The organism is Rhodopseudomonas palustris, assembly GCF_003226555.1.
Lineage (GTDB): Bacteria > Pseudomonadota > Alphaproteobacteria > Rhizobiales > Xanthobacteraceae > Rhodopseudomonas > Rhodopseudomonas palustris_I.
Map to the genome: position 1 here is coordinate 171080 of NZ_QKQS01000038.1, position 11757 is coordinate 182836.

The window sequence follows — 11757 nt, forward strand, 5'->3', positions numbered from 1 at the left end:
CCGGCCCGAGCATGTTTGTCCGCGAGCGTTGCCAAGAGCGTACCCATGACCGAGATCGAGATCGCACAGCAGGTGTTATCCTGCCTGCACCAGACCGAAACAGCGGAGCCGCACTCTGCAGTGTCGTCGCTGAAGCGTCTGATCAGCTACATCCATGGCGCCGGGACCGTGCATTCCTGCGAAGTCGACGAGGCCCGCTCATCGACTTTCATGGCGATCTGCGAATACGCCAAGGCGCTGCACCGCGGCCTGCCCGCCGACAGCCTGCGTCCCGCCGCGATCGACGCCGCCGAAAAATGGCGATCGCTGGCGGGCTGACCCGCCGGCCGCCGCTTCCGAGCTAATTCCCGGCCGCTAATTCCCGACCACTACTTGCCGCACGCCTTGGGCGCGACGAAGCGATAGAAATACTCTTTGATCTTGCCGTTGTGGGTGCGCAGCACCGGCACGTCGATGCGCTTTTCGTCCGACATCGCCATATTGGGATAGGCCGCATGGAAATGCGCGGGCACCTGCGGCAGCGTGTACACCAGCACAGCGCCCTGATCCTCCAGCTTGCGCGGATCGAACCAGCGGGTCGCCGGAATGAACTGGACGGTGACCGAGTCGCCTTCCGGCCCCGCAGCGATGCCGATGCCGTACACGGTCTGCCGGTCGCCGAGGAAATAGCCCGGCCCGCAGCTGTAGTGGCTGCGCCAGTCGCTCATGATCAGCCGCGCCGCATCGGCGGTCGGCTCCTGCAGCCCGCTGTGCGAAGCTGGGCCGAGATAGGCGATCATCACCGCGGCGCTGAGCACGCCATACAGCCCGACCAACGTCCAGCCGGTCTGCCGCTCGCAGATCTCGCGCCGGGTCTCGTTCCAGCGCAGCAGCGGCGCCAGCATCGGCACCGCCAGCAGCGAAAACGGCGCGCCGTAGCGCGCGATGTATTCCAGCCCGAGTGCCACGATCATGCCGAGCAGAACCAGCACCATCGCGATGTTGACGATCACCAGAAACTTCAATTCGTCACTGCTGTCGGCGAACCGCGGCAGGCGGACCACGATCATCCGCCGCAGGCTCGAGACCGCGACGATCACCGCGCCCGGCAACAGCATCGGCAGATAGCCGGCCGCCAGCAGGCCGATGCGGCGCGCGGTGTCGCCGATCGAACCGAAGCCGGTGAAGTGCCGCTCGCCATAGGCGATGGTACTGCCGAATTTCAGCGCGGTGACGACGTGCGGCAGCAGCAGCAGCGCGGCGATCAGCATCGCCCCATAGAGCCCCGGGCGCGCCAGACAGCGGCGGAACGACGGCAACGCGACGACACCGATCGTCATCGCCAGAAACAGCACCGCCGCATTGTATTTGGTCAGCGCCGCGATTGCCGCCCAAACGCCGAGCAGACCCCAATGCAGCCAGCGATCGCTCTGCCGCGCGCGCAGGAAGTGATAGATCACCGCCGGCCACGACGTGAGCTGCAGGATGTCGGCGTTCAGTGCCCAGGACAGCGGCGCGAACACCGCATAGAACGAGGTGCCGGCGAGCACGACCAGGTAGATCGCCATCGTCCGTTCGACCAGCAGCCGCAGGATCGCATACAGATACGCAAATCCGATCGCCATCAGCACCTGATTGGCGGCGACGATTGCGGTGCCGGACGGGCCGAACAGACGGTCGACCACGCCGCCGGCCCACACCATCATCGGCGGATGCACCGGCGTGATCAGCGGGAAGTGCCGCCCCCAGGCGACCAATTCACGGGTGTCGTACAGCGGCGTCGGAAACACGATCGCCGCGAGCAGGACTGGAAGAATAATCGCCGCAGCGAGAATAGCCAGCAGGCTACGAGAGCCCCCTGGCTGCGACACCACAGGTTGCATCAGGGCTGGCCGCCACGTTTCTGAACATTAACGTGCGGGCGATATGCGGGGGCTGCGCATGGTTGTCAACACACGCCGCCGACTTGCCGACGGGTGCCGCAGGATTTGAGACGCAGGAGCAAACCTTTCGGGCGATCGCCAATCGGTGGCTCCCTCGCTGGTCTGCCTCAGCTCGGGTTCGGCGTCGCCGGATGGAACGTCAGCGCGTAGCCGTCCATGCAGTAACGCAGCCCGGTCGGCTTCGGTCCATCATCGAACACATGACCGAGATGACCGCCGCAGCGCCGGCAATGCACTTCGGTCCGCGCCATGCCGAGCGTGGTGTCACGACGTTCGCCGACTGCGTTCGGCAGCGGCTGCCAGAAGCTCGGCCAGCCGGTGCCGCTGTCGAACTTGGTATCGGACGAGAACAGCGGCAGATCGCAGCCGGCACAGGCGAAGGTGCCCTTGCGATGCTCCTTGAGCAGCGGGCTGGAGAACGGCCGCTCGGTGCCCTCCTCGCGCAGGATGTGATACTGCATCGGCGTCAGCTGCTTGCGCCATTCCTCCGGCGTCTTTTCGATCTCGAACTTCTCGGCCGCGCGGGCCGCATCCGGCCGCAGCCAACGGAAGCCGAATACGGCGGCAAGGGCGGCGGAAGCGAGCAGCATGCGGCGATCGATCATCGTCAAGTTCCCTGCGTGACGGGCACGGGCGCCCCGGCGGCACTACGTCAGTTACGTAGCCGCCGCGCCTCAGGTTACACCGGCAGCCGCGCGGTCCGCTCACATTGTCGCGAGCACCGAGCCTGAGTTATTCGGCCGATGGCGGCGGCACCGGCCGGCGCGACGGCGGGTTCGGAGGCAGTGCACGCGTGGTCTCGGCAGATCGGAGCAACGCGACCCGGGCCTGACGCTGTTCTCGCTTCACTTCGGCGCGCGCGTCCCGAACCCGGGTCCGATCCGCCGCGCGCTCCCGATACCGAGCCAGCGCACCGGCGGCGAGCGCTCCCTCCCGCGCCGCCAGATACACGCCCTGCCCGACGATGCGGCCGATCCTGCCGCCGGCCCACACCAGATCAAACGGCGAAAACAGCTTCCAGCGCTCGTCGGCATGAGACAGGCCGCGGGCGATCAAGCGGCCGGCGATCGCCGTGGTGGCGAGCCCCTGGCGGCCGAATCCACTGGCGACCCAAAGGCCGGGCCGCAACTCGCCGATCTGCGGCATGCCGTGCACGGTCACTCCAACCGCGGCGCTGAAACTACGGTCGATCGCGACCCCTCCGAGCTGCGGAAACACCGTCCGGATCCGGCGCCGCACGATCCTTTCCAGGCGCTGCGGGGCGACTTCGAAGGTGGTTTCGCCGCTCGCCCACAGCAGCCGGTCGCCGCCGACGATGCGGTAGTGGTCGACGCCATCGGTATCGGCGATCGAGCCAGCGAAGCCGATCACCTCGGGCAGCCGGTCGCCGAGCGGTGCCGTCAGCGCGGCGGCACGCCACACCGGCAGCAAGGTCTCGGCCACGCGCCGCGACGGCGCTCCCAAATGCACGCTCCCGGCCAGCACGATATCGGAGGCCCGCAGCCGGGCATTGGGCGTGAAGATCCGCTTGCGGATGCCGGAAAAATCGATCTCGACGACGGGCGTCTCTTCAAAGATCCGGGCTCCCGCCCGCCGCGCCAGCCGCTCCAGCCCACGCAAATAACTGCGGCCGTCGATCTGGAACGCGGTCGGATAGTGGATGCCGTGGAAATAGCGGTCGGTCCGCAGGACATCGCGGACCTTGTCGGTGGCCCAGCCTTCGACTTCGGAGCCGAAATCGACGCCGAGCGTCTGCAGCCGCTCCACCAGCCGGTCGCCGCGATCGACGTTGGAGACTTCCAGCGCGCCGTCCGACAACGCGACGTCGGTCATCGCCTCGTCGGCGGCGCGGGCCCGGACGATCTCCATGCCCTCGCGCGTCAGCGCCCACAGTGCGCTGGCGTGATCGAGGCCGACGCGGGCGATCAGATCGGCGATCGGCACGCCGTAGCCCGGCATGACCGAGCCCAGATTGTACCCCGACGCACCCCAGCCGATCCGGCCGCTCTCCAAAACCGCGACGCTGAGCCCGGCTTGTGCGGCTTCCAACGCCACCGACAGACCGGCCAGCCCGGCCCCGATCACGCACAGATCGACATCGAGGTCGAAGTTGAGCCGCGCATGCGGTTCCGTCTCGGTTTCGGCGGTAAAACCCGGTCCATTGGTCGCACTTGTCGGGAGCGAATCCATGCCGTTTCCTAAAGAGCGCATCCGCAAGCAGGGGTTACGATTTTGCGAGATACGCGTTCAATACGGACAGCGCAGGCGGTTGTCACCTTGTCCTCGCCGCTGGTCTCGATTAATCCGCAAGCTCCGCCCGTTGGAAACGACTCATGCGCCGTCTGATTTTGCTGCGACACGCCAAAACCGAGAGGGACGCGCCGAGCGGCAAGGATCATGATCGCCGCCTGGAAGACCGCGGCCGCAGCGACGCCGCCGAGATCGCCACTTGGCTGGCTGCCGAGCACCTGGTCCCGGACCAGGTGCTGATCTCGACCGCCACCCGCACCCGCCAGACCTGGGACGTGCTGTCCGAACTGTTTCCGGCGAACGCGGCGCCGCAGGTCGAATACCTGCCGGAGCTGTACAGCGCGAGCGCCTCGCAGCTGCTGCAGGCGATCCACGAGGTCTCGGCCGGCATCAACCGGCTGATGCTGATCGGGCACAATCCAGGCCTGCACGAATTGGCGCTGGCGCTGACCTGCACCTGCAACGAGGCGCAGCGGCGACAGATATCCGGCAGCATGCCCACCGCCGCGGTGGCGGTGATCGATTTCCCGATCGCGGATTGGGCCGACGCCTCGTTCGGCACCGGCAAGCTGCAGCATTTCGTCAGCCCGAAAGTGTTGCGCGAGGCGAGCTGACGGAAGACGATGAGCCCGCCCTTCCGTTGATCAGGAGGTGACGGCGATGTTCAAGTCCATCCTGGTGCCGATCGATCTGGTCGAGACCGCCCTGGCGCAGCCGGCGATCGCGACCGCCGCCAAGCTGGCCGAAAGCTACGACGGCAAGGTGCGACTGCTGCACGTGCTGGCGATTACCCCGGTGATGCTGGCCGAATACGTTCCGGCGGATTTCGACGATCAGCAGCGGCAATCGGCCGAAGCGGCACTGGCCGAGATCGCACACAATTCCGGCATCCCGCCGCAGCGGCTGTCGACCAATGTACGCCAAGGCGGCATCTATCATGAGATCCTCGAAGAGGTCGCGGCGATCAGCGCCGATCTGATCGTGATGAGTTCGCACCGCCCCGCGATGCGCAGCTACTTCCTCGGCTCCAATGCCGGCCACGTCGTCCGCTACGCCCCCTGCTCGGTGCTGGTGGTGCGGGACTAAGTCGGCTCCCGCACGACTGACGCGGCCTTGCCGCCTTTTTGCTTCTCCGGTGTCAGCTCCGGATTACCCAGCGTCGCAGCTGACGTCTGGATCTCCCGCGCAATCACCGCGTCTCGCTTTCTGGCCTCGAATCCGTAGCAGGCCAACGCGACAACGCGAGGGATCGGCCCCACCGACACGTAGTTCGCGATCTGCCTGCGGCTGCGGCCGAGCAACACCCCCGCCTCCTCCTGAGTCAGCTTGTGCCGAGCCAGGAACGCGACGAAATCCTTCGGATTCATGGTCTCTTCTGCAAGAGCCTGCAACAGATCGGCCGTCATCTCCAGATCATCGCCATTCCAGGCGACCACGTCGCCGTCTTCAACGAGATGAGCCGTCGAGAACAACGCTCCGTTGCCGCGAAGCGGTCTGAAGATCTTGTAGCTGTAGATCGCAGGGCTGAGATCGACTACATCCTCGCGCCCCGCTCGACGGCCTTCCGCCCAGACGATCCTGAGTGTGGCATCGGGCAACGGTTCGACCTTGGCGATCCGGGGCATGATCACGCCGCTGTCGACGACCTCATTCGCGCTCATTCAGCCGCCTCCGTTCCGCGATCAGCACGGCCTGGTTTTCGGCCCGCCTCGCCCACGTTCTCGCCTCCTCGAGATCACTTCTCGACGCCTGTCCGGCGATCACTTCGAGCGTGACGATATCGACCAGCGCCCTCGAATTGGGACCCCTCAGGTGAAAATGGGGCGGGTTGTGATCTCCGGCATACACATAGATCTTGCAGTTGCTGAGGGATGCATTGAGGCTCTCAACAGCGACGCTCCTACAAATATGATGCAATCATTGCACAAAAACAAGGACGTGAAATTCCTGATTCAGAATGTTGGCCTGCGCTGCTTGGTATATTCGGTTACGGCAGTAGATCCTTCGGCACGTCGTCGAAGGTGTAGCGGCGCGGGCGGTTGCGGCGGATGAAGCCGCCGATCTGCCAGCCGAACAGCAGCGCGAAGCCGGCCAGGAACAGCGCGCCCGACCATGACCCGACCGCCACCGCACGTGCCAGCAGCCCGGTGAGCGCTGCGGCGACCAGCGCGATCAGCACCAGAGCAGCGGTGTGGACCATCGGCGGCAGCCCCCCGATCAGTTCGGCTCGGCTGCCGGCGGCGCGCATCCGGCGGTGCAGTTCGAGCATGAACTCCCGATACGCTTGATCTTGCGGCGCCATCAACGCGACGGTCTGCCAGGTGGTCGACAAGATCCGCAGCCGCCCGCCGGAGACGTCTTCGATGTCGGCGCGGTAGCGGCGTGATTGCATCGACACCGGCCGGTAGCTCAGCCGCACCTTGGCGATGGTCGCATAAGGCCAAAGCCCGGCTTTCGGCCCGATCCGCCAGATCAGACCTGCCTCGCCGAGTTCGAATTGCTGTGCCGCACCGATCAGCGAGGCTTTGTAAGCGTAAGCCGCCCCGGCATCGCCCTGCTCTTCTGGATCGGATCGTGAAGCCAAGGTGAAAGCCCTCTCTGCCGGTCCGCCGTCATTGCCGGAACCCAAGCGGCGACGCAATGCGGCCTCGGCCCGCACGCCCCGGTTTGCCCGCATCAACTTGTCGTCGGGGATGCTGCTTTCTACAATCCGGCTTTCGCACGGACCCAACTATGCCCGAAACCAGAGTCGCTCCCTATCCTCGCCACCTGATCCTGGGCGGCGCCCTGATGTCCGGCCTGTTGCTGGCGCTGGCGCTGCATATGCTCGGCCAACGCATCGGCCTCGATCTCGGCGGCCTATGGCGCAACGATTCCGGCAACTTCATGCCGGCGAGCGCGGCGCTGGCGTGGTGGCTGGTTGCGACCGCCGGATTTAGCGGCGGTTACTTCACGGCGCGGCTGATGAACCACGCCGTGGCCGGCCAGATTCCACCGCGGCTGCGTCAGTTTCTGATCGTGGTGATGGTGTTGGTGCTCGCCGCCGCCGGGCAAGCCGCCTCGGCGCCCTCCGCCGTACCGACCGCAGCCAGCGTGATCGCAGGTCTGGTGACCCTGCTGCTTGGCGCCGCGATGGCGTTCTGCGGCGCTTATTTCGCGTTGCGCAAAGTCTAACCGCGGGCGGACTCACCACCCTGTTGAAAACACCAAAGGCCGCGCGGACATCCGCGCGGCCTTTGGCCTCATCATCGCGTCACAAGATTGTCGCCAACCGGCTCACCCCGCCGCACGCAGGTTGATCTGGCTCTCGGCGAGCGTATTGAGCTTCTTGTCGGTCGCCTTCTCTTCGTCGAGCGTCTTCTGCAGCACCGCGGCGCAGTCATTTCTGCCGAGCAGCTTGGCCCATGAAACCAGGCTGCCGTAGCGGACGATTTCGTAGTGCTCCACCGCCTGAGCTGCATTGATCAGTGCGGCGTCGAGCACCTTCTTGTCATCGACTTCACCGGCGGTTTCATCGGCTTCCTCGATGATGCCGTCGATCGCCGGGCAATCGACCGCCTTCGGCCGAACGCCGTGCATTTCGAACACCTGCTCCAGCCGCTTCACATGGCCCTTGGTTTCGTCGAGATGGCTCAGGAACCCCTGCTTCAGCATCGGATCCGAGGCCTTGTCGGCCATTTTCGGGATCGCCTTCAGGAGCTGTTTTTCGGCGTAGTAGATGTCCTGCAATTGGTGCACGAACAGGTCGTCCATCGTCTTGATGTCTTTGGTGAAAAGTCCCATCGCGGTTCCTCTCTGGTTGGCCTGAGGCGAGTCGGAACGGCAATCCGTCCGGCGCCCTCCACGGCATTCGAGGCGTTAACCAGCGGCGGCGATCGCCGTTCCGCGGTTCCGCGGGACGATCAGTCGCGATGGCGCAAAGAGCGCCAGCGCCCTATATCCAGCGGGCTCGGCCAGCACGGCGCCCCGGCAGGGAGCGGCCATGCAGCCACCGGTCGGCTCGTTTGCGCCACGTCAAGGGCGCCAGCCGCCGACCGTCTCATGGATGCGCGGTTCGCTCGCGACAGTACGGCGGATTGCACGACGGGCCCTTTATGCCCTAAGGAATTGCACGGATGAGTAAGTCGGACGCCGGTAGCAGGGTCGCGCTGCAGATGGCGTTCGTCGCGTTGCCGCCCCGCCGGGAGGACGAATGCATCGACTGCTGAGCGCGCTGGGGCGTGGCTTCAAGACGTATATCGGCTGGAAACGTGTCGGTATCGTCGCCAGCATCCTGATTATCGGCTTCGCGATTTCGTCGCTGATCCGAACCCTCAAAGGGGTCGATCACACCGTCATTCTGACCGCGCTGACCGACAAGAGCCCCACCCAGATCGGGCTGGCGGCACTGTGCGTGGTCGGTGCGTTCTGCACCCTGACGTTCTACGATTTCTTCGCGCTGCGCACGATCGGCAAGCTGCACGTGCCGTACCGCATCGCCGCAATGTCGGCGTTCACCTCCTACGTCATCGGCCACAATCTCGGCGCCACGGTCTTCACCGGCGGCGCGATCCGGTTCCGGATCTATTCCGACTACGGCCTGTCGGCGATCGACGTCGCCAAGATCTGCTTCATCTCCGGTTTGACGTTCTGGCTCGGCAACCTGTTCGTGCTCGGCATCGGCATGATCTGGCATCCGGCCGCGGCCAGCGCGATGGATCTGCTGCCCGACGAGATCAACCGGCTGATCGGCGTCGCCTGTCTGGCCGGCATCGCCGCCTATTTCATCTGGCTGGCGACCGGCAAAAAACGCCGCGAGCTCGGCCAGAACGGCTGGAAGGTGGTGCTGCCATCGGCCAAGCTGACCCTGGTGCAGGTGCTGATCGGCGTGGTCGATCTCGGCTTCTGCGCCCTGGCGATGTACCTGCTGATGCCCTCCGAGCCGTATATCGACTACGTATCGCTGGCGGTGGTGTTCATCCTCGCCACCCTGCTCGGCTTTGCCAGCCACGCGCCAGGCAGCCTCGGCGTGTTCGACGCCGCGATGCTGGTGGCGCTGCCGATGTTCGCCCGCGAGGACGTGATCGCGACGCTGTTGATCTACCGCGTGCTGTACTTCCTGCTGCCGTTCGGGGTCGCAATCTCGATCATGGGCTTCCGCGAGATCTGGCTGAGCGTGATCAAGCCCTGGCGAGAGCGCCGCAACGGCTGCGCCGACGGCCACGCGGCCACCGCCGCAACGCCCACCCCTGCCGCAGCTCCGGTCCGGGCACCGGTCGGACAAGCCCTGCACCGTTCTCCGAAGCTCTGATCGCGAGATTCGTTCAACGCCGCGGCGGCCCCATATTTTGGCCTCAACCGCAGCGTCAATGGCCGCGATCCTTGTTGACCGCGTGGTGACATGTCCCGTTTCCGCTTCCTGGCGTTGTTGTTGCTGCTGACCGGCGCGGCAGGCGCCTGGTCGGCCCCCGCTTTGGCTCAGTTCTCGCTGTTCGGCGGATCGAGCAGTCCCGAACCGGCTGCCCCCGCGACGCCCCCAACGGCAGCGCCCCCCACGACAGCGCCACCCGGCGCAGCGCCGGCGCCCACTGCGCCACCGGCAGCGGCCCCGCCGATTGCGGCGGTGCCGCTCACCGACGGCTCGATGCAGATCAGTTGGGAAGTGCGCAACCGTTTCCGGCTGTTCCGGGAGGAGCGCGATTTCCGCGAGCAGGTCGAGGCGCTGAACGGACTGACCGTGCTGGCCTCGGAGGAGACGCTCGGCCGGCAAAGTGAAGGCCGCGGCTGGGCTCGCAATGCCGTCAACCGGCTGTGCATCGACCTCGCCGGCCGCGTCAACGAGCCTTGCACCCGCGACGGCGTCAAGGAGAGCTATCTGACACCGACCGAGCATCCGGTCACGGTGCGGCTGACCGGGGCGATCCCGGTCGGCGCGATCTGTGCCTGGACGTTCGACGACGGCGACGGCCCGCGCAACGCCACCCAGGATTGCGCCGAACCGATCAATTTCCGCGCCCGCTACGGCAAGCCGACGAGCGCCACCGTCGACGTCACCAGCGGCGCCGACGCGCCGCTGCGCGTCACCACTCAGATTCGGGTGCGCGATTTCTTCATCGCCGGCCTCGGCGACTCGATCGGCTCGGGCGAAGGCAACCCCGACCGCGCGATCGCTCTGTCGGACGAGGGCTTCTGCTTCAAATCCTATCTCGGCAGCGGCACCGGCCAGTTCTACCGGCCGAGCCGCGCCGGCTTCAAAGGCGGCCGCGCCTGCGAGGCGCCCGACACGCTGGCGAACTGGCAGCGCTATTCGGCGACCTGGTTCAACGCCGCCTGCCACCGCTCGCTGTACAGCTACCAGACCCGCACTGCGCTGGCGCTCGCGGTTCGTCATCCGCACATCGCCGTCACCTATCTGCCGCTGGCCTGCACCGGCGCCACCATCGCCGATGGGCTGTTCGGTTCGCAGCGCGCCCGCGAGTGCATCCGCACCAAATCCGGAACGACCTGCCCGGGCAGTGTCGACGGTCAGCTCGGCGAACTGCGCGCCGCGCTCGCCGCAGCGCATCGCCGCCAGCCGAACCGCAACCTCGACCTGGTTCTGCTGTCGATCGGCGCCAACGACATCAACTTCTCCGGTCTGGTCGCCGACGTTATCGTCGACTCTCCGACCGAGCGGGCGCTATTCCGCCGCTCCGGCGTGATCGGCTCAGTCGACGAGTCGCGCACCGCGCTGGCCCGCACCCTGCCGCGGGATTTTGCCCGGCTGCGCGAGGCGCTGAAGCCGATGGTCGAGGATCTGTCGCGGGTGGTCTATGTCGCCTATGCCAATCCGGCACTGGCGAGCCGCGGTACGCCATGCCCCGGCGGTCCGGCCGGTTTCGACATCCATCCCTCGTTCAACGCCGACCCGACCCGGCTCGGCGCCGTCAGCTCGTTCGTCGACAACGAATTTCTGCCGCGGCTGAAGGATCTGGCGCAATGCGCCAACGGGGTGCTGTGCCGCGATCCGTCGGCCGACCGCATGACCTTCGTCGATTCCCATCAGCGGGTGTTCGCCGAGCACGGCTTCTGCGCCCGCGCCGCCACCGACCCGGAATTCGATCGCACCTGCTTCTCGCAGAGCGGCAACAGCTTCAACCCCGACATCGTCACCGCCGGCAGCTCACCAATGACCTGCGGCGCCGGCGCCAGCAACTACCGCGCCTATCTGCCGCGCGCGCGCTGGATCCGCGACGCCAACGACAGCTACTTCGCGGCGATGACCTACCCGCAAGGCTTGGCCGCGGCGATCCAGCCGGCCGATATCCACGATGCGACGTGGGGCGTGGTGTCGGCGGTGTATGGCGGCGCGATCCATCCGACGGCCGAAGGCCATGCCGCGATGGCCGACGCCGCGTTGCCGGCAGTCGAATCCGTGCTGTCGTTGCAGCCCGGCGGCCCCGACGTCGAGAGCCTGCCGCTGCCGCCACCGCAGGCGCCAGTTCCGAGCGCGGACTGAGCATCCGCACGATCCTGGGTGACCGCATCGCAGAGTGGACACTGCGGCCACTCTCGTCTGCCGGACTCCCGCCACAAAACACAACCCTGACGATCAGTCTAAGAAGCT

13 protein-coding genes are annotated in these 11757 nt (G+C 66.2%); 6 read left to right on the forward strand and 7 right to left on the reverse strand.

Annotation, left to right across the window (positions count from 1 at the left end):
* Window positions 1-45: 45 nt before the first annotated feature.
* Window positions 46-318 (forward strand): hypothetical protein, encoded by a 273-nt coding sequence (locus DNX69_RS24660; protein WP_110788644.1) that lies wholly within the window; start codon window positions 46-48, stop codon window positions 316-318.
* A gap of 50 nt (window positions 319-368) precedes the next feature.
* On the opposite strand, the gene DNX69_RS24665 is transcribed toward DNX69_RS24660, so the two are convergent.
* The 3 genes from DNX69_RS24665 to DNX69_RS24675 all read right to left on the reverse strand — a co-directional run bounded on the left by DNX69_RS24665 (window position 369) and on the right by DNX69_RS24675 (window position 4112).
* Window positions 369-1850, reverse strand: a complete 1482-nt coding sequence (locus tag DNX69_RS24665) for a glycosyltransferase family 39 protein (protein WP_234827070.1) — start codon at window positions 1848-1850, stop codon at window positions 369-371.
* 179 nt (window positions 1851-2029) lie between these two features.
* A complete protein-coding gene (gene msrB / locus DNX69_RS24670; RefSeq protein WP_110788646.1) occupies window positions 2030-2527 on the reverse strand; it encodes a peptide-methionine (R)-S-oxide reductase MsrB in 498 nt (165 codons plus the stop codon).
* 127 nt (window positions 2528-2654) lie between these two features.
* On the reverse strand, window positions 2655-4112 hold the full coding sequence (locus DNX69_RS24675; RefSeq protein ID WP_110788647.1) for an NAD(P)/FAD-dependent oxidoreductase: 1458 nt from the start codon (window positions 4110-4112) through the stop codon (window positions 2655-2657).
* A gap of 143 nt (window positions 4113-4255) precedes the next feature.
* Here DNX69_RS24675 and DNX69_RS24680 point away from each other — a divergent pair, with 143 nt between their 5' ends.
* Window positions 4256-4786: a SixA phosphatase family protein gene (locus DNX69_RS24680; protein WP_110788648.1), complete on the forward strand. Its 531-nt coding sequence runs from the start codon at window positions 4256-4258 to the stop codon at window positions 4784-4786.
* Between the two features lie 46 nt (window positions 4787-4832).
* Window positions 4833-5258, forward strand: coding sequence for a universal stress protein (locus DNX69_RS24685; protein ID WP_110788649.1), 426 nt, complete (start codon window positions 4833-4835; stop codon window positions 5256-5258).
* On the opposite strand, the gene DNX69_RS24690 is transcribed toward DNX69_RS24685, so the two are convergent.
* The 3 genes from DNX69_RS24690 to DNX69_RS24700 form a co-directional block, all read right to left on the reverse strand.
* The gene (locus DNX69_RS24690; protein WP_110788650.1) at window positions 5255-5833 is read right to left on the reverse strand and encodes a hypothetical protein; all 579 of its coding nucleotides are present in this window, start codon (window positions 5831-5833) and stop codon (window positions 5255-5257) included. The two genes, DNX69_RS24685 and DNX69_RS24690, sit on opposite strands and share 4 nt — an antisense overlap.
* Window positions 5820-6020 (reverse strand): DUF4160 domain-containing protein, encoded by a 201-nt coding sequence (locus tag DNX69_RS24695; RefSeq protein ID WP_110788651.1) that lies wholly within the window; start codon window positions 6018-6020, stop codon window positions 5820-5822. Before DNX69_RS24695 ends, DNX69_RS24690 begins: the two co-directional genes overlap by 14 nt.
* A gap of 139 nt (window positions 6021-6159) precedes the next feature.
* Window positions 6160-6756 (reverse strand): hypothetical protein, encoded by a 597-nt coding sequence (locus tag DNX69_RS24700; RefSeq protein WP_110788652.1) that lies wholly within the window; start codon window positions 6754-6756, stop codon window positions 6160-6162.
* Window positions 6757-6905: 149 nt separating this feature from the next.
* Here DNX69_RS24700 and DNX69_RS24705 point away from each other — a divergent pair, with 149 nt between their 5' ends.
* Window positions 6906-7346: a hypothetical protein gene (locus DNX69_RS24705; protein WP_110788653.1), complete on the forward strand. Its 441-nt coding sequence runs from the start codon at window positions 6906-6908 to the stop codon at window positions 7344-7346.
* A gap of 102 nt (window positions 7347-7448) precedes the next feature.
* Here the strand turns inward: DNX69_RS24705 and DNX69_RS24710 are convergent, their stop codons facing one another.
* Entirely contained in the window at window positions 7449-7955 is a 507-nt protein-coding gene (locus DNX69_RS24710) for a ferritin-like domain-containing protein (RefSeq protein ID WP_110788654.1), read from the reverse strand.
* Window positions 7956-8364: 409 nt separating this feature from the next.
* Here DNX69_RS24710 and DNX69_RS24715 point away from each other — a divergent pair, with 409 nt between their 5' ends.
* Together DNX69_RS24715 and DNX69_RS24720 are read left to right on the forward strand one after the other, a co-directional pair.
* Entirely contained in the window at window positions 8365-9462 is a 1098-nt protein-coding gene (locus DNX69_RS24715; RefSeq protein ID WP_110788655.1) for a UPF0104 family protein, read from the forward strand.
* Between the two features lie 90 nt (window positions 9463-9552).
* Entirely contained in the window at window positions 9553-11649 is a 2097-nt protein-coding gene (locus tag DNX69_RS24720; RefSeq protein WP_110788656.1) for a hypothetical protein, read from the forward strand.
* The last annotated feature ends 108 nt before the right edge of the window (window positions 11650-11757 follow it).